The organism is Streptomyces sp. NPDC090445, from assembly GCF_044769385.1.
GTDB lineage: Bacteria > Actinomycetota > Actinomycetes > Streptomycetales > Streptomycetaceae > Streptomyces.
The window spans coordinates 342,136-362,241 of the sequence record NZ_JBIVXV010000002.1; the positions used below are offsets into that span (position 1 = coordinate 342,136).

General features: G+C 74.4%; 18 protein-coding genes. 9 read left to right on the top strand and 9 right to left on the bottom strand.

The features are described 5' to 3' along the window. Positions 1-32: 32 nt before the first annotated feature. Complete coding sequence (locus ACIQUT_RS06230; RefSeq protein WP_403559998.1) at positions 33-3,674, bottom strand: AfsR/SARP family transcriptional regulator; 3,642 nt, start codon at positions 3,672-3,674, stop codon at positions 33-35. Positions 3,675-3,735: 61 nt separating this feature from the next. On the opposite strand from ACIQUT_RS06230, the gene ACIQUT_RS06235 reads away from it, so the two are divergent. Then, positions 3,736-4,539, top strand: coding sequence for a site-2 protease family protein (locus tag ACIQUT_RS06235; RefSeq protein ID WP_403560000.1), 804 nt, complete (start codon positions 3,736-3,738; stop codon positions 4,537-4,539). A 29-nt stretch (positions 4,540-4,568) separates the two neighbouring features. Here the strand turns inward: ACIQUT_RS06235 and ACIQUT_RS06240 are convergent, their stop codons facing one another. The 3 genes from ACIQUT_RS06240 to ACIQUT_RS06250 form a co-directional block, all read right to left on the bottom strand. After that, positions 4,569-4,790 (bottom strand): hypothetical protein, encoded by a 222-nt coding sequence (locus ACIQUT_RS06240; protein WP_403560002.1) that lies wholly within the window; start codon positions 4,788-4,790, stop codon positions 4,569-4,571. 76 nt (positions 4,791-4,866) lie between these two features. After that, on the bottom strand, positions 4,867-5,571 hold the full coding sequence (npdG, locus tag ACIQUT_RS06245; RefSeq protein ID WP_403560004.1) for an NADPH-dependent F420 reductase: 705 nt from the start codon (positions 5,569-5,571) through the stop codon (positions 4,867-4,869). A gap of 204 nt (positions 5,572-5,775) precedes the next feature. Then, a complete protein-coding gene (locus ACIQUT_RS06250; protein WP_403560005.1) occupies positions 5,776-6,015 on the bottom strand; it encodes a hypothetical protein in 240 nt (79 codons plus the stop codon). A 124-nt stretch (positions 6,016-6,139) separates the two neighbouring features. On the opposite strand from ACIQUT_RS06250, the gene map reads away from it, so the two are divergent. Both map and ACIQUT_RS06260 read left to right on the top strand, forming a co-directional pair. Then, positions 6,140-6,997: a type I methionyl aminopeptidase gene (map, locus tag ACIQUT_RS06255; RefSeq protein ID WP_403560007.1), complete on the top strand. Its 858-nt coding sequence runs from the start codon at positions 6,140-6,142 to the stop codon at positions 6,995-6,997. A gap of 153 nt (positions 6,998-7,150) precedes the next feature. After that, positions 7,151-7,798, top strand: coding sequence for a heme oxygenase (biliverdin-producing) (locus ACIQUT_RS06260; RefSeq protein WP_403560009.1), 648 nt, complete (start codon positions 7,151-7,153; stop codon positions 7,796-7,798). Positions 7,799-7,883: 85 nt separating this feature from the next. On the opposite strand, the gene ACIQUT_RS06265 is transcribed toward ACIQUT_RS06260, so the two are convergent. The 3 genes from ACIQUT_RS06265 to ACIQUT_RS06275 form a co-directional block, all read right to left on the bottom strand. Continuing rightward, on the bottom strand, positions 7,884-8,582 hold the full coding sequence (locus ACIQUT_RS06265; protein ID WP_403560011.1) for a PhzF family phenazine biosynthesis protein: 699 nt from the start codon (positions 8,580-8,582) through the stop codon (positions 7,884-7,886). 79 nt (positions 8,583-8,661) lie between these two features. Then, positions 8,662-10,170, bottom strand: coding sequence for an HtaA domain-containing protein (locus ACIQUT_RS06270; RefSeq protein ID WP_403560013.1), 1,509 nt, complete (start codon positions 10,168-10,170; stop codon positions 8,662-8,664). A 65-nt stretch (positions 10,171-10,235) separates the two neighbouring features. Then, a complete protein-coding gene (locus ACIQUT_RS06275) occupies positions 10,236-11,693 on the bottom strand; it encodes an HtaA domain-containing protein (protein WP_403560015.1) in 1,458 nt (485 codons plus the stop codon). Positions 11,694-11,807: 114 nt separating this feature from the next. Between ACIQUT_RS06275 and ACIQUT_RS06280 the strand changes: the two genes are divergently transcribed. The 6 genes from ACIQUT_RS06280 to efeU all read left to right on the top strand — a co-directional run bounded on the left by ACIQUT_RS06280 (position 11,808) and on the right by efeU (position 18,523). Then, positions 11,808-12,872 carry a hemin ABC transporter substrate-binding protein gene (locus ACIQUT_RS06280; RefSeq protein WP_403560017.1) on the top strand — a complete coding sequence of 355 codons (1,065 nt, stop codon included), beginning with the start codon at positions 11,808-11,810 and terminating at the stop codon, positions 12,870-12,872. Between the two features lies 1 nt (position 12,873). Continuing rightward, positions 12,874-14,055, top strand: a complete 1,182-nt coding sequence (locus ACIQUT_RS06285) for a FecCD family ABC transporter permease (protein WP_403560019.1) — start codon at positions 12,874-12,876, stop codon at positions 14,053-14,055. Beyond that, positions 14,052-14,966 (top strand): heme ABC transporter ATP-binding protein, encoded by a 915-nt coding sequence (locus ACIQUT_RS06290; protein WP_403560021.1) that lies wholly within the window; start codon positions 14,052-14,054, stop codon positions 14,964-14,966. The genes ACIQUT_RS06285 and ACIQUT_RS06290 overlap by 4 nt, the downstream gene beginning before the upstream one ends. 194 nt (positions 14,967-15,160) lie before the next feature. Beyond that, positions 15,161-16,312 carry an iron uptake system protein EfeO gene (gene efeO, locus ACIQUT_RS06295; protein ID WP_403560023.1) on the top strand — a complete coding sequence of 384 codons (1,152 nt, stop codon included), beginning with the start codon at positions 15,161-15,163 and terminating at the stop codon, positions 16,310-16,312. Positions 16,313-16,347: 35 nt separating this feature from the next. Then, positions 16,348-17,601 carry an iron uptake transporter deferrochelatase/peroxidase subunit gene (gene efeB / locus ACIQUT_RS06300; protein ID WP_403560024.1) on the top strand — a complete coding sequence of 418 codons (1,254 nt, stop codon included), beginning with the start codon at positions 16,348-16,350 and terminating at the stop codon, positions 17,599-17,601. A gap of 40 nt (positions 17,602-17,641) precedes the next feature. Continuing rightward, entirely contained in the window at positions 17,642-18,523 is an 882-nt protein-coding gene (gene efeU, locus ACIQUT_RS06305; RefSeq protein ID WP_403560026.1) for an iron uptake transporter permease EfeU, read from the top strand. Positions 18,524-18,645: 122 nt separating this feature from the next. Here the strand turns inward: efeU and ACIQUT_RS06310 are convergent, their stop codons facing one another. Both ACIQUT_RS06310 and ACIQUT_RS06315 read right to left on the bottom strand, forming a co-directional pair. Continuing rightward, positions 18,646-19,203 carry a GNAT family N-acetyltransferase gene (locus ACIQUT_RS06310; RefSeq protein ID WP_403560028.1) on the bottom strand — a complete coding sequence of 186 codons (558 nt, stop codon included), beginning with the start codon at positions 19,201-19,203 and terminating at the stop codon, positions 18,646-18,648. Further along, positions 19,200-20,066 (bottom strand): PhzF family phenazine biosynthesis protein, encoded by an 867-nt coding sequence (locus ACIQUT_RS06315; RefSeq protein WP_403560030.1) that lies wholly within the window; start codon positions 20,064-20,066, stop codon positions 19,200-19,202. Before ACIQUT_RS06315 ends, ACIQUT_RS06310 begins: the two co-directional genes overlap by 4 nt. Between the last annotated feature and the right edge of the window lie 40 nt (positions 20,067-20,106).

Consider the following 20,106-nt stretch of genomic DNA (forward strand, 5'->3'; position numbering starts at 1 on the left):
GCGTCCCGGACGGGCCCCGCACGGGGGCCGGGTCAGACGAGGGCGGTGGCCTCCTCCAGGGTGAGGCCGCCGCCTTCGGCATATGCCGCCTCGTACGCGGCATCACCGAGGACCGCCCGCGACAGCTCCTCGGCCAGAGCGGAGTCCTCCCGCTCGATGGTGACCGGGAGGTAGCCCGCGGGCAGCAGGGCCCGGTACGCGCCCAGCAGCCGCGCCGCGTCGTACGCCTGACCGGGCCCGCCGAGGGCCGCCCGGGAGCGGGCCGCCGTCATCAGGTACACGGCGGGCATCTGCGGGGCGACCATCAGGGCGAGCGGGTCCTGGGTGGTGGCCATGGCCTGCCGGAGCAGCACCAGCGCCTCCTCGGGCCGGCCGTCCTGGTTCTCCAGCCAGGCCATCGTCCCGAGCAGGAACCCGTCGAAGATGGCGAACGCGCCGAAGGCGAACTCGTCGCGCAGCCGCTGCAGCTGGGCGCGGCCCTCGGGGATGCGGCCGCTGCGCCCGTAGCAGGAGGCCAGGAACATGCGGGCGGCGGGCAGGGCCTCGTTGCCGTACGAGTGGTGGGTGCGCAGGGCCTCGGTGAGCAGCTCCTCGGCCTCGGCGGCCCGGCCGTTCTCCAGCAGCACCCCGGCCATCCGCACGCGCAGGACCGTCACCTGGGAGGAGGCGCCGAGCCGCTCGGCGTACTCGATCGCGGAACGGAAGTCCTCGGCGGCGGACGCGTACCGGCCGCGCTTCTCGTGGGACTCGGCGCGCGCGGACAGCGCCTCCGCGCAGCCCCAGTCGTCGCCCAGCTCGGTGAACAGGGCCAGGCTCTCCTCGGCGTCGCGGACCGCGTCGCCGGGCCAGGAGGCGCGGTTCGCCAGGATGTTCGCGCGCATCTGGAGGGCCCCGGCCAGCTCCCAGCGGTGGTCCAGCGCGCGGGCGGTGTCGACGGTGGCGTCGACGACCCGCCGGAGCAGGTCCGTGTCCCCGGAGAGCATCGCGGCGTAGACCCACAGCGCGCCGGGGGCGTGGCAGGTCTGCGGCAGGCCGGGCCGGTACGCGGTGAGGATCCCCTCGATCTGGTGCCGGATCTCCGGGGAGGTCCAGCTCTCGTTGCTCTGGTCGCGGGCGGCGAGCTGGACCATGCGGATGCCGCGCCAGGCCTCGGTGAGCCGCTCGCCACTGTACGGCGGGGGCGTGTCCACGACGCGCTCGTACACCGGCTCGGCGGGGGTGACGGGCGGCTGGAAGGGGTCCGGGCCGAGGGCGCCGGCGGCGTTCGCCCAGTGCCGGGACTCGGCGCGCAGATCGTGCATCTGCCAGTACCAGACGAGCGAGTGCACCAGGCACAGCACCTCGTCGGTGTCGCGGGCGGCGACGGCCCGGCGCAGGGCGGTGCGGAGGTTCTCGTACTCGGCGGCGAAGCGCCCCGCGGCGGCGCGCTGGCCGTGGCCGCGGAGCAGCGGCTCGGTGGTGCGGGCGAGTTCCCGGTAGTGGACGAGGTGGCGCCGCTCGGTGGCCGCCCGGTCGCCGGGGGCCTCGTCCAGCCGCTCGCCGGCGTACTCGGCGACGGTCTCCAGGAGCCGGTAGCGCATGCCGTCGGGGGTGGGGGCGGCGATGACGAGGGACTTGTCGACGAGGGAGCCGAGGAGCAGGGCGACATCGGCACGGTCGGCGGTGTCGGCGCTGTCGCCGCTGTCCTGCGCGGCATCGGCGGTGTCGTCCGTGCTGCCGGCGCAGACGGCCTCGGCGGCGGCCAGGTCGCAGCCGCCGGCGAAGACGGACAGCCGGGCGAGGACGGTCCGCTCCGGCTCGTCCAGCAGGTCCCAGGACCAGTCGACGACCGCGCGCAGGGTCTGCTGGCGGGGCAGCACGGTCCGGGCGCCGCTGGTCAGCAGCCGGAACCGGTCGTCCAGCCGGTCCGCGATCTGGCGGGGCGTGAGCAGCCGCAGCCGGGCCGCGGCCAGCTCGATGGCGAGCGGCAGCCCGTCGAGGCGGCGGCAGATCTCGGCGGCGGCCTCGGGGTCGTCGCCGGTGGTGAACCCGGGCCGGGCGGCGGCGCCGCGGTCGCCGAGCAGCCGCAGCGCGACCGGGTCGGGCAGCGGCTCCACCGGGCGCAGGAACTCACCGGGCACGCCGAGGGGCTCGCGACTGGTGGCCAGTATCCGCACGCCGGGGCAGTGGGTGAGGAGCTGCTCGGCGAGCTCGGCGGCCGCGCCGACGACGTGCTCGCAGTTGTCCAGGATCAGCAGGAGCCGGAGCCGGGCGCAGTGCTCGGTGAGCCGGTCGAGCGGGTCGTCGCCGACGCGGTCGGTCAGCGCCCGCAGCTCCTCCGCGGAGGCGCCGCGCAGCTTGGTCTCGCGGGCCCCGAGGGCGGTGAGCACGGCCTCGGCGACATCGTCCGGATCGTCCACGGGGGCGAGCTCCGCGAACCACACGCCGTCCGGCCAGCAGTCGGCCGGGGCGTGCGCCTCGGCGGCCTCCTGCGACAGCCGGGTCTTGCCGGCACCGCCGGGCCCGAGGAGGGTGACCAGGCGCGCCTGCCCGAGGTCCGCGCCGATGGCCCGGATGTCCTCCTCCCGCCCGACGAAGGTGGTCAGCCGCGCCCGCAGGTTCCCCCGGCCCCGGGCCGGCTCGCCGGGGCCGTCACCCGGGGGCTGTGCGGACGGGGGCTGTACGGACGGGGGCTGTACGGACGGGGCCGCCGCGGGCCCGGCGGAGTCCTGCCACGGACCGACCGGGTGGCCGGAGCGGGCGACGGGCCCCGGGGTGGATCCCGCGGCGGGCTCCCGCCCGGGGCCGGCGCCGTATCCCGGGACCGGGACGCCCGAGGGGGCGCCGGACGCGGCTCCCGAGCGGCCGGCGGAGGGGCCTGTGGACGGGGCAGCGGTCGGCAGGTCGGACGGGGCAGCGGTCGGCGCGCCGGAGGGGGCAGCGGTCGGCGCGCCGGAGGGGGCAGCGGTCGGCGCGTCGGGCGGGGACAGCAGGTCGGCGTGGAGGGTGCGCAGGGCGGGTCCCGGGTCGGCGCCCAGCCGGTCGGCGAGGTCCTGCCGGACCTCCGCGTAGGCGGCCAGGGCCTCGGCCGCACGCCCGGAGTCCCGCAGCGCCCGTATCCGCAGCACCTGCAGGGGCTCGTCCAGCGGGTGCTGCGCGCACAGCGCGGCGAGCTCCGGCAGGACGCGGGCCGCCTCCCCGAGGTCGAGGGCCGCGGCGAGCCGCCCCCGGCGCGCGTCCCTCCGTACGGCCTCCCAGCGCGCGGCCTCCGCCCCCGGGTCCGGGAGGTCGGCGAGCGCCGGGCCGCGCCACAGGGCGAGGGCCTCGTCGTACAGGGCGGCCGCCCGCGCCGGGTCCCGCACCGCGGCGGCCGCGGCGGACCGGACCAGCCGTTCGAAGCGGTAGAGGTCGACGTCCTCGCGGTCGGCGGCGAGCCGGTACCCGCCCTCCGCCGACCGCACGGCCTCGTGGCCCAGCGCCCTGCGCAGCCGGGCGACCAGCGCCTGCAGGGCGGCGTACGCGTCGGCCGGCCGGTCGCCGTCCCACACCTCGGCCACGAGCAGGTCGGCCGGCACCGCCCGCCCCGGCTGCAGTGCGAGCGCGGTCAGCAGTGCGCGCAGCCGCGCGCCGCCGACGGCGACGGGGGTCCCGTCGTCGCGGGTGGCCTGGGTGGTGCCGAGGATCGCGTAGCGCACCGACCCATTGTCCCCGGACCGGTATCCCGGAGGCCCCCCTGCCCGGGATAGGTTTCGCCGCATGGGTCATCAGAGCACGCGCAGCGACCGGCAGGTCAGTTCCGTTTTCCTCGGCATCGCCGCGATCATGGCCGTCACGGGGTGGGCGGTGTGGACGGGGTACTCGTCGAGCGCGGGCCTGGCCGTATTCCTCTTCGTCACGTCGGCGTGGATCGTCTCGCTCTGCCTGCACGAGTACGCGCACGCCCGCACCGCGCTGCACAGCGGCGACCTCACCGTCGGCGCCAAGGGCTACCTGACGCTGAACCCCCTCAAGTACACGCACGCGCTGCTGAGCATCGTCCTGCCCGTGATCTTCGTGATCCTGGGCGGTCTGGGCCTGCCGGGCGGGGCGGTGTACATCGAGCGGGACCGGGTGCAGGGCCGCTGGAAGCACAGCATGATCTCGGCGGCGGGCCCGCTGACGAACGTGGCGTTCGCAGCCGTCTGCACCGCGCCCTTCTGGCTGGGCGCCGTCGACGGCGTCCCGCTCGCGTTCCGCTTCGCCCTGGCGTTCCTCGCGCTGCTGCAGGTCTCCGCGGCGATCCTGAACTTCCTGCCGGTGCCCGGGCTGGACGGCTACGGCATCATCGAGCCCTGGCTGTCGTACCGGGTGCGCCGCGAGGTGGCGCCGCTGGCGCCGTTCGGCCTGATCGCGGTGTTCGCGCTGCTGTGGGTCCCGGCGGTCAACGCGGCGTTCTTCGGCGCGGTCGAGGGCGTGCTGTCCGCGCTGGGCGTCTCCGACGTGGAGACGTACTGCGGGCACAGCCTGTACCGCTTCTGGCAGGAGACGGACGGCCTGTGCGCCGTCCCCCAGGCCGACTAGCCGACGACTGGCCGACTACTGGCCGCCGACTAGCCGGCGGAGCCGGAGGCCTTGCGGGCCTTGTCCTTGCGCACGTAGTACCAGGCCATGTTGGACGTGAGGCCGGCGAGCAGCACCCACACGATGCCCAGGAAGCTGCCCTCCACGAAGGCGACCACGGCCGCCGCCACGGAGAGGATGCAGACGACGGTGGCGAAGACGGCAAGGCGGGGCATGGGGTACGGCTCCTCGGCGACACGGGTGGGGGTCAAGCCCCACCAGTGTCCCCCATGCCCCGCAGTGCCCCCGTAAAGGCACCCCGAACACCCCCGCCCGGGCGCCGGTCGGTCAGACGTCGGTGATGCGGAGGCCCGTGTGGGCCTTGTAGCGGCGGTTGGCGGAGATGAGGTTGGCGACCAGGGACTCGACCTGGTGGGCGTTGCGCAAGCGGCCGGCGAAGACGCCGCGCATGCCGGGGATGCGGCCGGCCAGGGCCTGGACGAGGTCGGTGTCGGCGCGGGACTCGCCGAGGACCATGACGTCGGTGTCGATCTCCTCGACCGACTCGTCCTGGAGCAGGACCGCCGAGAGGTGGTGGAAGGCGGCCGTGACGCGGGAGTCCGGGAGGAGGGCGGCGGCCTGCTGGGCGGCGCTGCCTTCCTCGACCTGGAGGGCGTAGGCGCCCTGCTTGTCGAAGCCGAGGGGGTTGACGCAGTCCACCACGAGCTTGCCCGCGAGGTCCTCGCGCAGGGCCTCCAGGGTCTTGGCGTGGCCCTCCCACGGCACCGCGATGATCACGATGTCGCTGCGGCGCGCGCACTCGGCGTTGTCCGCGCCCTCCACGCCCAGGCCCAGTTCGGCGGCGGCGTGCGCGGCGCGGTCGGCGGCGCGCGAGCCGATGATCACCTTCTGGCCGGCCTTGGCGAGCCGGTAGGCCAGGCCGCGGCCCTGGTCGCCGGTGCCGCCGAGGACGCCGACGACGAGGCCGGAGACGTCCGGCAGGTCCCACGGGTCCTTCGCGGGGGGCTTCTGTGTGCTGTCAGTGGAGGTCATGGGGGTGAGCGTAATGCCGGGCCCCGGGCGATCGAACAGGCTTCGGCCGTGCGGTGGCCGTGCGGTGCGTGACGCCCGCGCCTCGTATCGAACAGGAGGGGGCGGGGGACGGGCGGGGCGCCCGGGCCGGGCCCCGTCCGTCTTTGTCCGGCCGGCTGTGTCCAGCCGGCTGCGTCCGGCCGTCGGGCAGGGGTGCGGAGTCCGTCAGGTCTCCGTCGTGCCCTCGTCGTCCTCGCGGGACTTGTCGTTCCACTTGGGGTCGTTCTGCCATTCGAGGTTGCGCTCCTGCGCGGTCTGCATGGCGTGGGAGGCCTCCTCGGGGGTGGCGTACGGGCCGAAGCGGTCCTTCGCCGGGCACTCGGGCCCCTCCTCGACCTTCTGGTGCACCAGGCAGTAGTACCACTCGCCCGGTTTGCCCACCTGACGCTTCTTGAACAGGGCCATCGTCCTCGGGCTCCTCTCGCCGACCGCTCGCCGCCGGTTCTCCGGTGTTCCGCGCCGTTCCGCGCCGTTTTCCGCTGCTCTCTGCCGCCATGCTGCCCCATCCCCGCTGGATACACTCGCTTGCATGTCTGGCCAGTCGCTGCTCGTCCCCGGCGAGCTCTCTCCGACCCGTTCCGTTCCCGGCAACATCCGCCGGCCCGAGTACGTGGGCAAGCCCGCGCCCACCCCGTACACCGGACCGGAGGTGCAGTCGGCCGAGATCATCGAGGCGATGCGCATCGCCGGCCGGATCGCCGCGCAGGCGATGGAGGAGGCGGCCAAGCTGATCGCCCCCGGGGTGACCACCGACGCGCTGGACCGCGTGGCGCACGCGTACATGTGCGACCACGGCGCCTATCCGTCGACCCTGGGCTACCGGGGCTTCCCGAAGTCCCTGTGCTCCTCGGTCAACGAGGTCATCTGCCACGGCATCCCCGACTCGACCGTGCTGCGCGACGGCGACATCGTGAACCTGGACGTCACCGCGTACATCGGCGGCGTGCACGGCGACAACAACGCCACCTACCTGTGCGGGGACGTGGACGAGGAGTCCCGGCTGCTGGTGGAGCGGACGCGGGAGGCGCTGAACCGCGCGATCAAGGCCGTCAAGCCGGGCCGGCAGATCAATGTCATCGGCCGGGTCATCGAGTCGTACGCGAAGCGTTTCGGCTACGGCGTGGTCCGGGACTTCACCGGGCACGGCATCAACTCGTCCTTCCACTCCGGCCTGATCATCCCGCACTACGACAGCCCGCACGCCACGACGGTGATCCAGCCCGGGATGACCTTCACGATCGAGCCGATGCTGACGCTGGGCACCCACGAGTACGACATGTGGGACGACGGCTGGACCGTGGTAACGAAGGACCGGAAGCGGACCGCGCAGTTCGAGCACACACTGGTGGTGACGGACACGGGCGCCGAGATCCTCACGCTGCCGTAGGCGTCGCGGCGCGGAGGTTTTGCCCCCGGGGACGTTTTACCGACAACACGTCGGGAACACATTGACTTAGGTAAGCCTAAGTAAGAGGATCGGGCATGGCGGCGACCGACCGTGCCGCCGTGCCCCGCATCCACGCCCGACGGAGGTCTTGTCTTGGACGCCTTCTCCACGGTCATCCGTGTCGCCTCGCACGAGCAGCACACCGAGGCCGAGACCTCGACGTTCATGAGCGACCTGCTCGGCGGCCGGCTCGGTGTGGACGCGTACGCGCGCTACACCGAGCAGCTGTGGTTCGTCTACCGGGCGCTGGAGGACGCGGCCGGGTCCCTCGCGGACGACCCGGTCGCAGGCCCCTTCATACAGCCCGAGCTGATGCGCGTCGCCGAGATCGAGCGCGACCTGGCGCACCTGCGCGGCCCCTCCTGGCGCGAGACGCTGGTGGCGCTGCCCGCGACCGAGGCGTACGCGGCCCGGATCGCCGCGTGCGCGGCCACCTGGCCCGGCGGGTACGTCGCCCACCACTACACCCGCTACCTGGGCGACCTCTCCGGCGGCCAGATCATCCGCGACAAGGCGGAGCGGACCTGGGGCTTCGAGCGCAAGGGCGACGGGGTCCGGTTCTACGTCTTCACGGAGATCGCCAACCCGGCCGCGTTCAAGCGGCACTACCGCGAGCTGCTGGACGCGATCGCCGCGGACGACCTGGAGAAGCAGCGCATCATCGACGAGTGCAAGCGCGCCTTCGACTACAACGGGGCCGTCTTCCGGCAGCTGGGCGAGGAGTTCCCGCTCAGCGCCTGAGCCCGACCCCCTTTTTTCCTCCGGTCTCCGGTCCGGCTTTTCCTCCGGTCTCCGGTCCGGCATTTCCTCCGGTCCCCGGTCCGGGTCAGCGCACCGGGCCGCCCATGCGGCCGTATGCCGGGCGCGCCTGCGGCGGGGTGTCGAAGCGGACGCGGCCGCCGATCTCGACGGTGCCGTCCGGGCCGGGGGCCGTGAGGATCTGCGAACCCGCGCCCTGGGTGATGTTCAGGGCGCGGTTCAGCTGTGCCGTCAGCAGGACCGCCGCCGAGCCGGTGGCCTCGTCCTCGGCGATGACCCCGTCCGGGCGCCGCGGGAAGCCGCGGGCCCGGATGCGGCCCGCGGCCTCGTCCTCCCAGGCCCACGCGTACAGCCAGCCCTCGCCCGGCGGCGGGGCGGGCAGCGCGTCGACCTCGGCGGGGGTGGCGTACTGCTCGGTGCGCTTACCCTCGGCCCACTCGGGCAGGGCCGTGATCCAGGTGAACTCTCCGTCGTACCGGGCCCATACGGTGCCGGCCGGCGGCTCCAGCTCCTCGATGTCCAGCAGCCAGGCGACGCCGACCAGCGGATGCCCCGCGAAGGACATCCGCGTGCCGGGGGTGCGGATGTCGACGACCCCGCGCTCGGGGTCGTCGACGAACACCGTCTCGCTGTAGCCGAGTTCGGCGGCCAGGGCCTGCCGGGACGTGTCGTCGGGGCAGGTCCGGCCGTCGCGTACGACACCGAGCACGTTGCCGAAGCGGCCGTCGCCCGCACAGAAGACCCTGAGTACGTCGAGATCGTTCACGCGGGCATTCAAGCACGGCCCGGTTAAGCCCCGGCTCAGCTCCGTTTCGCCCCGGCCCGGGCGAACCCGGTCGGCCGGGTCAGGAGCGGGCGGTGCGCCGCCTGCGGGCGAGGGACAGGGCGCCCGCGCCGGCCACGACGGCCACGCCGGAGGTGGCGAGCAGCGCCCCGGCCGGGACGTCGGCGCCGGTGGCGGCGAGCGTCCCGCCGGCAGAGCCGCCGGTGCCGCCTCCGACCGTGCTTCCGGTTCCGGTGGTGGCGGTGGTGCCGGTGGTCGTGGTGCCGCCGGTCGTCGTGCCGCCGGTCCGGCCGGTCGTGGGGGTGGTGCCGGGCAGGACGGCGTCCTTGTCGACGGTGACGGACAGGGTGACCGGGTCGGTGGGCTTGCCCGGTGCGTAGGCCTCGTTCCCGTTGCCGATCGCGGCGGAGCCTTCGGCGGTGAAGGCGGCCGGGACGGACGCCAGGGTGAGCACGCCGCCGGTGGTGCGGTACTCGGCCTTGGACAGGTCGAGGGTGGCGAAGGGGATGTCCGCCTTGGTCTCCTCGGGCGTCTTCATGTCGAGGACGAGGGTGCCCTTCTTGCCCTCGGCGTTGACGCGCGGGTTGGTGAAGGTCATGTCGATCTGGTGGCTGGGGTGCCGGAAGCGGAGGCTGCCCGCGAAGGAGGCGTTCAGCTTCTGCTTGGGCACGTCGAGTTCGCCCTTGCCGAAGGCGAAGGAGAAGGTGTTGCCGGCGGCCATCGCGCCGCCGGACGGGGCGACGGAGCCGCCGCCCCTCACCACGTACGAACGGAACGACTCCTTCACGCCCCAGGTGAGCCGTCCGCCCAGCAGCTGCTGCGGGCCGGACGACGCCGGGGAGCTCGCACCCGGCGAGGGTGCGAGGGTCGGGGCGGGCCCGCCGTTCGACTCCGACGGGGAGGGCGCGGTCGAGCCGGACGGCGAGGGCGCGGACGGCGAAGGCAAAGGGGCCTCGCCGTACTCCAGGGCCGCGCTGAGCGGGTCGCCGGCCATGCCCTCGTACTGGGGGGATCCGAGCTGGTCGGCGGCCTCCTTGGTGAGGGTGGTGGCCAGCTTGTCCATGGTGGAGCCGGTGAAGGCCACGTTCGCCAGCGGGACGTCGCGGGTGAGCGCGCCGTTCTTGGTGACGTCGGCGGTGAGCTTCTTCGTGCCCGTGTCGATCCGGAGGTTGGCGAGGGTCACCTTGAAGCCGTGGGCGGGCGAGTCGAAGGTGACGCTGCCCTTGAAGGCCGCGGTCGCGACGTTGCTGCCCTCCTTGTCGTGCGTACCGGTGGCGGAGGTGAAGCGGAAGGTGGTGCCGTCCGCGTTGGCCACGGCACCGTCGGCCGCGGTGATCGTGCCCTTGGCCGCGCCCGTGACGTACGTCCGGTAGCGCGCCAGGACACCCCAGTCGAGGGTGCCGTTGACGATCGGCAGGGGCGCGGCGGCGGGAGCTGCGCCCGCGACCGTGGCGGCGGGCGCAGGGCCCGCGGCCGTGGCGGGCAGGGCGAGGACGGTGGCGCCGAGCGCGGCGGCGGTGACGACGGCCGCCGCGAGGGACACGGAGCGGCGGGGGGTGGATGAGGACATGGGCTGGTTCTCCTGAAGGGAATGGGGGTGGCGTGCAGCCGTGTGCGGCGTGCGGGACGGGAGGCTCAGGGGTGGCCCGGCTGTTCCGGCTCGGGCCGGCCCGGCTGTTCGCCGGGGGCGGCAGCCCGCGTACGGCGTCGCCGCGCCAGCAGCCAGGCGGCGCCGCCGGCCAGGACCAGGAGGGCCGCGGCGAGGGCGGCGTACAGCCCGGTGTCGGACGACCCGCCGGACGGTGCGGCGGCGGGGGACGGCCCGGCGGCCGGGGAGGCGGTGTCCTGCGGGGCGGGCGTCGCGGGGGCGGAGCCCAGGTCGGGCAGGGCGGGCAGGCGGCCGGTGGCGTCGAGGGCGACGGCGAGGGAGATCGGGTCCATCTCGGTGCCGGCCTTGTACATGGAGTTGAAGGCCTGGGAGCCGCCTTCGGTGAGGGTGGCCCGGGCCTCGGTGAGGGTGGCGAGTGCGCCCTCGGTCTTCAGGCCGGCCGCGTCGAACTCGACGAGGGGCACGGCGGCCTTCGTCGCCCCGCCCGTGGTGACGTCGGCGGTGAGGACGCCCTTGCCGCCCTCCACCTTGACGGCGACCCTGCCGAGCTTGAGGTCGAGGTGGGCGCCGGTGAAGTGGACCGTGCCCGCGAAGGCGGCGTCGAGGGTGCCCTTCAGGCCGTCGTAGAGGCCTTTGCCCTGCGGGAAGCGGAAGAGGGCGCCGCCGTCCCGGGCGCCCTCGGCGAGGGTCCACTTGCCCTGGCCGACGGCGCCGGTGACGTACTCGCGGAAGGTGCGCCGCACCCCCCAGTCGACGGCTGCGTCGGCGAACGCGCCCTGCCCTGCCGGGGTCTGCGTGCCGGGCGAGGCCCCGGCCGCGGCGCTCGGGGACGGCGAGGACGCTGCGGCCGGGGCGGACTGGACGTCGACGGAGAGCGTGACGGGGTCGAGCGGGGTGCCGGCCGGGTAGTAGCCGGCGAAGGCCTGGGCGCCCTGCTCGGTGAGGGTGGCGGGAACGTTGGTGAGGGCGAGGGGGCTGCCGCCGCCCTTCATGTTGATGCCGCCGAGGCCGAGGGTGGCGAAGGGGACCCGGGAGCGGCTGGCGACCTGGCCGGTGTCCTTGGCCTTGGCGACGACGTCCGCGTAGAGGGTGCCGCTGCCGCCTTCGATGCGGATCGCGGGCCGGCTGATCGTCAGGTCCAGCTCGTTGCCCCCGTCCGGTTTCGGGTGGCCGTGGAAGGCGACGCCGCCGCTGAAGGCCGCCTCGAAGGCGCCGGTGCCGGGGTCGTAGGAGCCGGTCGCCGAGTGGAAGCGGAACAGGCTGCCGCCGACCGTGGCGGCGCCGTTCTTCAGCTGGAAACCGCCTTTTGCGACGGGGCCGGTGACGTAACTCTGGAAGGACGATTTGATGCCCCAGTCGAGCCTGCCGCCCTGCACGGTACGGCTCGCCGCGTGGGCTCCCGCGGCGGGGAGCAGGGCCGCGAGCAGGGCCGCCAGGGTTGCCACGAGGGCGACGGCGAACGGGCGGACGGGGCGTGCGGACATCGATGTCCCCTCCAGGACCTGGTCAGTAAGGTTAGGCTAACCTAAGCTATCCCGGTCGGGAGCGGAACCCCGCACCCGACGGACCATCAGCCGGACCACCAGGACGGTGCCTTCGTGCCTACGCCCGCCGCGGCCACCACCCCTTCCCCCCGCCGCTCCCCCGGCCGCCGCCGATCCCCCGGCCGCCTCGCCCTCGCCTTCTGCGCCCTGGCGGCGGCCGCCGTGACCGGCTGCGCGAACACGGACTCCCCCGGCGCGGGCCCGTCCGCCCGCAACACCGCCGCCGCGCCCCCCGACCGGGTGGAGCCCCTCTCCCCCGCCCCGGCGCCCGCCCTCCCCGTGACCGTGCCCTCGGCCGACGGCGGCCAGGTGACGGTCGCCTCCGCCGACCGCGTCGTACCGCTGACCGGCAGCCTCAACGAGATCGTCCACACCCTCGGCCTCGGCCCGCAGGTCGTCGCCCGCGACATCACCGCCACCTTCGAACAGGCCGCACCGCTCCCCGTGGTGACCCGCGGCCACGAGGTCTCCGCCGAAAGCGTGCTGTCCCTGCGCCCCACGCTGGTCCTGGCCGAGAGCACCACCGGCCCCGCCGAGGCGATCCGGCAGATCCGCGACGCCGGCATCCCGCTGCTCGTGGTCGCCCCGGCCAAGTCCCTGGACGACGTACCCCGCCGGATCGACGCCGTGGCCGCCGCGCTCGGCGTCAAGGACGCCGGGACCCGGCTGAACCAGCGCACCGCCGAGCGCATCGCCGCGGCCCGCGCGGCCGCCCCGGTGCAGGCAGCCCCGGGCAAGCGGCCCCGGGTGGCGTTCCTCTACCTGCGCGGCTCCGCGTCCGTGTACCTGATGGGCGGCTCCGACTCCGGGGCGTCCTCGCTGCTGGAGGCCGCGGGCGCCGTCGACACCGGCAAGGAGTCCGGTCTCGGCAAGGACTTCACCCCGATCACCAGCGAGGCCCTCGCGGCCTCCGCGCCCGACGCACTCCTCGTCATGTCCAAGGGCCTGGAGTCCGTCGGCGGCCCGGACGGCCTGGTGAAGATCCCGGGCGTCGCCCAGACCCCGGCCGGCATGGACCGCCGCGTGATCAGCATCGACGACGGCGTCCTCCTCAACTACGGGCCCCGCACCGACCAGGTGCTCGCCTCGCTCATCGCCCAGCTCCACGGCAAGGCCTGACATGGGCGACCGCACCACGGAACCCGCCGCCTCGGAGACGGCGGACCCCGCAGCCGAACCCGAACCCGCAAGCGCGTCCGCATCCGCATCCGCATGCGAGCCCACGACCGAGCCCACGACCGCAACCGCAACCGCCGTCGCCACCCCGTCAGGACGGGGCGGCCGCAGCGGTCGGCTGACCGCCGGGCTCGCCGCCGTCCTCGCCGTGCTCGCGCTCGTCTCCGCCGGGGTCGGGGCGTACGAGATCCCCCTCGGGGACGTCCTCGGCTCCGTGCAGCACCGCCTCGGCCTGGGCGGGGCCGCCCTCGACCGGGTCGGCGAGAGCGTGCTGTGGAACGTACGCCTCCCCCGCGTCGTCCTCGCGCTGCTCGTCGGAGCCAGCCTCGGCTGCGCGGGAGCCCTGATGCAGGGGGTGTTCGGCAATCCGCTGGCCGAGCCCGGCGTCATCGGCATCTCCGCGGGTGCGGCCGTCGGCGCGGTCGCCGCCATCGCGCTCGGCCTCGGCTTCCTCGGCAACTGGACCGTCACCGTCTGCGCGTTCGCCGCCGGGCTCGTCACCGTCGGCGCCGTGTACCTGCTGTCGCGGACCGGTGGCCGGACCGAGGTCGTCACCCTCGTCCTCACCGGCATCGCCGTCAACGCCTTCGCGGGCGCCCTCATCGGCCTGTTCGTCTTCTTCGCCGACAGCGGGCAGGTCAACCAGATCACCTTCTGGCAGCTCGGCTCCCTCGCCCAGGCCACCTGGCCCAAGGTGCTCGCCGTCCTGCCCTGCGCCGCCGCCGGACTGGTCCTCGCCCCCTGCTACGCCCGCCGGCTGGACCTCCTCTCCCTCGGCGAGCGGTCCGCCCGCCACCTGGGCGTGGACGTCGAGCGGCTGCGGCTCGCGCTCATCGTCGTCGTCGCGCTGCTGACCGCGGCCGCCGTCGCCGTGGCCGGCGTCATCACCTTCGTCGGGCTGCTCGTCCCGCACCTGCTGCGCATGGCGAACGGCCCCGGCCACCGCTTCCTGGTCCCCGGCAGCGCCCTGGCCGGCGCGGCGGTGCTGCTCGCGGGCGACCTCGCCGCCCGGACCGCAGCCGCCCCGGCGGAGCTGCCGCTCGGGGTGCTCACCGCGCTGATCGGCAGTCCGTTCTTCTTCTGGCTGCTGCGCCGGACCCGTCGCAGGCAAGGAGGCTGGGCATGACCACCACGGGATCCTCCGGCTTCCGCTTCCTGCGGCGGCGCCGACCCGCCGCCCCCGGACGCCACCCCGCCGGCACCGCCGTCGCCGAGGCCGCCGGCCTGCACGTCCGCCTCGGCGGGCGCGCGGTCCTCGCCGGGATCGGCCTGGCCGCCCGGGCCGGGGAGGTGCTGGCCCTGGTCGGCCCGAACGGCGCCGGCAAGTCCACCCTGCTGGCCGCGCTCGCCGCCGACCTGCCCGCCGCGTCCGGCACCGTACGGATCGACGGGCGCCCGGCGGGCGAGTGGACGGCCGCGGAGCTGGCCCTGCGGCGTGCGGTGCTCCCGCAGGCCGCGGAGCTGTCCTTCCCGTTCACCGTGGCGGAGGTCGTGGCGATGGGCCGCGCGCCCTGGGCCGCCACCGGTGCGGCCGGCGCCGGCGCCGGCGCCGGCGCCGACGGGGCCGCGGTGGCCCGGGCGATGGCCGCCACGGAGGTGTCCGGTTTCGCCGCCCGCCCCTTCACCGCGCTGTCCGGTGGCGAGCGGGCCCGGGTGGCGCTGGCCCGAGTGCTGGCCCAGCAGGCCCCGTTACTGCTGCTCGACGAGCCGACGGCGGCCCTGGACCTGCGCCACCAGGAGTTGGTGCTGCGGATCTGCCGGGAGCGGGCCGCGGCCGGGGACGCGGTGGTCGCGGTCCTGCACGATCTGGGCCTCGCCGCGGCCTACGCCGATCGCATCGCCATCCTGGAGGGCGGGCGCATCGCGGCGGACGGGCCGCCGGCCGAGGTGCTGCGCGCGGATCTGATCGGCCGGGTCTACCGGCAGCCCGTGGAAGTGCTGCCACATCCGCAATCCGGGATTCCGCTTGTGCTCCCCGTACGCGATGCAGACCGGTCCGCCGTACGGGACGGCCACTTCGGCTTGACGTCCGCTTGACCCTTCCATGGGGCCCTCGTGAGGCCCCCGTGACGGCTCCGTATCCGGAGCCCGAATGTGTGCGTCAGATCACTGGACGGACGGGTATGAGCCAAGTAAGGCTCAGCTAAGTTAGGTCCGCCTCTCCAACCGCCCCGCCCCCGGGGCGGCCGTCTGGCGCATGTCATCAGCCCGACCCGACACCAGGAGCCCCCATGCGTCCCGCCCGCCTCACCGTCCTCACCGCGGCCGCCGTCGCGGCAGCGCTCACGGCCGTCACCGGCTGCGCAGAGAAGGGCGGGTCGGCAGACGGCAAGGCCGTCAAGGTCGCCGCCTCCGACACCGCGTGCGAGGTCTCGCAGACCGAGTTCCCGGCGGGCAAGGTCACGATCGAGGTCGAGAACAAGGGCTCGAAGGTCACCGAGCTGTACGTCCTCTTCCCGGACGACCGGATCGTCACCGAGCGCGAGAACATCGGCCCGGGCACCAAGGCCACCATCACCGCCGAGATCAAGGCCGGCGACTACGAAATCGCCTGCAAGCCCGGCATGAAGGGCGACGGCATCCGCCAGAAGGTCAAGGCCACCGGCAACGGCACCGCCGAGAAGCGCAGCCCCGAGCTGGACGCCGCCGTCGCCGGCTACCGCAAGTACGTGCAGGAGCAGGCCGACGAGACCCTCCCCGCGGCCAAGGCGTTCGCGGACGCGGTCAAGGCGGGCGACCTGGAGGCCGCGAAGAAGGCGTACGCCCCCTCCCGCATCGGCTGGGAGCGCACCGAGCCGGTCGCCGAGTCCTTCGGCGACATCGACCCGAAGGTCGACGTCCGCGAGGACGGCCTGGAGGCCGGCCAGGACCCGGCGAAGGACTGGACCGGCTGGCACCGCCTGGAGAAGGCGCTGTGGGCCGACGGCAAGATCGGCGACGAGGAGAAGAAGCTCGCCGACCAGCTGATCACCGACCTGACCGACTGGCAGAAGAAGGTCGGCCAGGCGGAGATCACCCCCACCTCCATCGCCAACGGCGCCAAGGAGCTCCTCGACGAGGTCGCCACCGGCAAGGTGACGGGCGAGGAGGAGCGCTACAGCCACACCGACCTGGTCGACTTCAAGGCCAACGTCGAGGGTGCGCAGAAGGCGTACGAGCTGCTCAAGCCGGTCGCCGCGAAGAACGACGCCGAGCTCGCCAAGCAGCTCGACACCCAGTTCGCCGCGCTGAACACGCTGCTGGACAAGTACCGCGCGGACAAGAACACCTACGAGTTCACCTCCTACGACAAGGTCGGCGAGGCCGAGCGCAAGGAGCTGTCGGACGGCGTCAACGCCCTGGCCGAGCCGCTCTCGAAGCTGGCCGCCGCGGTCGCCAAGTAATCCGGCAACGTCAACACCAGGCGGGAGAACCCGGAATGACTGAATCTGAGCCTGCCGAGGCCGGCGGCCGCCCCTCGCGTCGCTCCGTGCTCGGCTGGGGCGGGGCCGGGCTGACGCTCGGCGCCGCCGCGGCCGGCGGTGCGGCGGCGGTCCTCGCCCCCTCCTCCGACCTCGCGCCGGCGGCGTCCGCCGGCGGGGCGGTGCCCTTCCATGGCGCGCACCAGGCCGGTATCGCCAGCGCGGTCCAGGACCGCCTGCACTTCGCGGCCTTCGACGTGAAGACCAAGGACCGCGCCGAGGTGGAGAAGCTGCTCAAGGACTGGACCGAGGCGGCCCGCCTGATGACGGCCGGCCGGCCCGTCGGCGACGCCTACGAGGGCCTGCCCGAGGCCCCGCCGACCGACACCGGCGAGGCCCTCGGCCTCAAGCCGTCCCGGTTGACGCTGACCTTCGGCTTCGGCCCGGGCCTGTTCGCCAAGGACCGCTTCGGCCTGGAGGACAAGCGCCCGGCCGCCCTGGTGGACCTGGAGCTGTTCCCCGGCGACAACCTGGACGCGGCCCGCTCCGGCGGCGACCTGTGCGTGCAGGCCTGCGCCGACGACCCGCAGGTCGCCGTGCACGCCGTCCGCCAGCTCGCCCGCATCGGCTTCGGCAAGGTCGCGATGCGCTGGTCGCAGCTCGGCTTCGGCAAGACCTCCTCGACCACCCCCGAGGAGCAGACCCCGCGCAACATGATGGGCTTCAAGGACGGCACCCGGAACATCTCCGGCACCGACAAGGCGGCCCTCGACAAGCACGTGTGGGTCGGCGCGGAGGACGGCAGCGCCTGGATGACGGGCGGCTCGTACCTGGTCGCCCGCCGCATCCGCATGAACATCGAGACCTGGGACCGCACCCCCCTGCAGGAGCAGGAGGACATCTTCGGCCGCGACAAGGGCGAGGGCGCGCCGGTCGGCAAGTCCAAGGAGCGCGACGAGCCGTTCCTGAAGGCGATGAAGCCGGAGGCGCACGTCCGCCTCGCGCACCCCGACAGCAACAACGGGGCGACGATCCTGCGCCGCGGCTACTCCTTCACCGACGGCACGGACGGGCTGGGCCGCCTCGACGCGGGCCTGTTCTTCATCGCCTTCCAGCGCGACGTCCGCAAGGGCTTCATCCCGATCCAGCGGCAGCTGGCGAAGTCCGACGTCCTCAACGAGTACATCCAGCATGTGGGTTCGGCGATCTTCGCCGTCCCGCCGGGCGTCCGCGACAAGGACGACTGGTGGGGCCGGGCCCTGTTCGCGTGACACGGGTCCGAGGACGAGGACGAGGACGAGGAGAACCTGCGTGTTCAGCAACTATCTGATCGGCCTGCGCGAGGGGCTGGAGGCCAGCCTGGTCGTCTGCATCCTCGTCGCGTACCTGGTCAAGACGGAGAACCGGGACAAGCTGCTCCCGCTGTGGCTGGGCGTGGGCCTCGCGGCCGCGATCAGCCTCGCCTTCGGCGCCGCGCTCGAATTCGGCACCTCGGAGCTGACGTTCCAGGCGCAGGAGGCGATCGGCGGCAGCCTGTCGATCGTCGCGGTCGGCCTGGTGACGTGGATGGTCTTCTGGATGAAGCGCACCGCGCGGCACCTGAAGGCCGAGCTCCACGGCAAGCTCGACGCGGCCCTGGCCATGGGCACGGGCGCCCTGGTGGCGACGGCGTTCCTGGCCGTCGGCCGCGAGGGGCTGGAGACCTCGCTGTTCGTGTGGCGGTCCGTGGACGCCGCCGGTGACGGCTCCGCGCCCCTGATCGGCGTCCTGGGGGGCCTCGGTACGTCGGTCCTGCTGGGCTGGCTGTTCTACCGGGGCGCGCTGCGGATCAACCTGTCCAAGTTCTTCACCTGGACGGGCGCGATGCTGGTCGTGGTCGCCGCGGGAGTCCTCGCGTACGGCGTGCACGACCTGCAGGAGGCCGAGTTCCTGCCCGGCCTGGCGGACAAGGCCTTCGACATCAGCGGCACCATCCCGCCGGACAGCTGGTACGGGACCCTGCTGAAGGGCACGTTCAACTTCCAGCCGGACCCGACCTGGCTCCAGGTCGGGGTGTGGGTCCTCTACCTCGTGCCCACGCTGGCCCTCTTCCTCGTACAGGGCCCGGGCCGCCCGGCACAGCCCGCGCAGGCCCAGGCCCCGGCCCGGGAGGTCGCCGCGGACCCGGGCGCGGAAGCGCAGCCCGGCGCGTAGACCGCACCGCCCGTCGCCGGAAGGGCCCCGGACCGTGTGTCCGGGGCCCTTCCGCGCGTACGGGCGTACGGGCCCCGCGCGCGTACGGGCGTTCCCCGCGTACGGGCGGCGCGGCCCCGGGATCACCAGAGGCGGTCGACGAGCCCCGGGTACAGGGCGATCCGGGTCCCCGTGAAGGCGGCGGCCTCGGCGCGCCCGGCCGGGAAGTCCCCGATGACCTCCTTGTCGAACCCGGGCGCGTCGGTGGCCAGCGGCTCCTCGGGCGTGCCGCCCACCAACACCGCGCCGGGCAGCCGGGTGAAGCCGGCCGCCTCGTAGAACGGGACCAGCGGCCGGTTGCAGCTGAACAGGACCACGTCCACGGCCGGGTCGGCGGCCAGCGCCGCCCGGGCCGCGGCCACCAGCCGGCCGCCGTGGCCGCGGCCCCGCGCCGCCCGGCGGGTCACCACCGCGCTCAGCCCGGCCGCGCGGTACGTGCGCCCCGCGTGCCGGACCGGCTTGTACAGCAGCGCCAGCGAGGCGGCCACCGTCCCGTCGGCGTCCAGCAGCATCATCATCAGCGGGGCGAGCGCCGGATCGTGGCCGTGGCGGTTGCCGGGCCAGGCCTCCTCCTCCAGTTCGATGACCTGGGCCGCGAGCTCCGCCGGCAGCTCCGCCTCGGGGTGGGTGACGATCGTCATCCGGGGATCCGGACGCCGGAGCCGCCGACCCGCACCCGGGGGTCGCCCGCCCGCAGTTCCACGGTGAGGGCCCCCGGGCGGCCCATGTCCTCGCCCTGGTGGAGGGTGAGCACGGCCTCCTCGGGGACGAGTCCGAGCTCGCGGGCGTACGCCCCGAAGGCGGCGGCCGCCGCTCCCGTGGCGGGGTCCTCGACGACGCCGCCGACCGGAAACGGGTCGCGGACGTGGAAGGTGTCCGGGCCCGCCCGGTGCACGAGCTGGACGGTGGTCAGGTCCAGGCGGCGCATCAGCGCCTCCAGCCGGGCGAAGTCGTAGTCGAGGTCCGCGAGGCGGGCCCGGGTGGCCGCGCCGAGCACCAGGTGGCGGGCCCCGGCGAAGGCGATCCGGGGCGGGAACGCCGGGTCGAGGTCGGCGGCCGGCCAGTCCAGGGCGGCGAGCGCCTCGGCGAGGTCGGCGTCCGCGATCTCCTCGGTGTGCGGTGCGACGCTGGTCAGGACGGCCCGCAGGCCACCGCCGCCGGTCGTCGCCACCGAGACGGGGACGGTTCCGGCGGGGGTGGCGAAGACCAGCTCGCCCGGGCCGATCCGCTCCGCGAGGGCGACGGAGGCGGCCACCGTGGCGTGCCCGCAGAAGGGCACCTCCGCCTTGGGGCTGAAGAAGCGCAGGGTGAACGCCCGGCCGGGCGCACCGTCCAACCCGGACGGCGGGGCGGTCAGGAACGCGGTCTCGCTGTAGCCGAGTCCGGCCGCGATCCGGAGCATCGCGGCGTCGTCCAGGCCGCTCGCGTCGAGCACGACCCCGGCGGGGTTGCCGCCGGCGGGGTCGTCGGAGAAGGCGGTGTAGCGCAGTACTTCGGTCGTCATGATCGCCCCAACCCGGGCCCGGTCCCGGCCATTCCCGCCC

Excerpts from the sequence above, each read along its gene's own strand:
- ACIQUT_RS06235 (WP_403560000.1), top strand. The coding sequence starts at position 3,736 with ATGGGTCATCAGAGCACGCGCAGCGACCGGCAGGTCAGTTCCGTTTTC.
- ACIQUT_RS06285 (WP_403560019.1), top strand. The coding sequence starts at position 12,874 with ATGGGCGACCGCACCACGGAACCCGCCGCCTCGGAGACGGCGGACCCC.
- map (WP_403560007.1), top strand. The coding sequence starts at position 6,140 with ATGTCTGGCCAGTCGCTGCTCGTCCCCGGCGAGCTCTCTCCGACCCGT.
- ACIQUT_RS06250 (WP_403560005.1), bottom strand. The coding sequence starts at position 6,015 with ATGGCCCTGTTCAAGAAGCGTCAGGTGGGCAAACCGGGCGAGTGGTAC.
- ACIQUT_RS06290 (WP_403560021.1), top strand. The coding sequence starts at position 14,052 with ATGACCACCACGGGATCCTCCGGCTTCCGCTTCCTGCGGCGGCGCCGA.
- npdG (WP_403560004.1), bottom strand. The coding sequence starts at position 5,571 with ATGACCTCCACTGACAGCACACAGAAGCCCCCCGCGAAGGACCCGTGG.
- ACIQUT_RS06270 (WP_403560013.1), bottom strand. The coding sequence starts at position 10,170 with ATGTCCTCATCCACCCCCCGCCGCTCCGTGTCCCTCGCGGCGGCCGTC.
- efeO (WP_403560023.1), top strand. The coding sequence starts at position 15,161 with ATGCGTCCCGCCCGCCTCACCGTCCTCACCGCGGCCGCCGTCGCGGCA.
- efeB (WP_403560024.1), top strand. The coding sequence starts at position 16,348 with ATGACTGAATCTGAGCCTGCCGAGGCCGGCGGCCGCCCCTCGCGTCGC.
- ACIQUT_RS06315 (WP_403560030.1), bottom strand. The coding sequence starts at position 20,066 with ATGACGACCGAAGTACTGCGCTACACCGCCTTCTCCGACGACCCCGCC.
- ACIQUT_RS06310 (WP_403560028.1), bottom strand. The coding sequence starts at position 19,203 with ATGACGATCGTCACCCACCCCGAGGCGGAGCTGCCGGCGGAGCTCGCG.
- ACIQUT_RS06275 (WP_403560015.1), bottom strand. The coding sequence starts at position 11,693 with ATGTCCGCACGCCCCGTCCGCCCGTTCGCCGTCGCCCTCGTGGCAACC.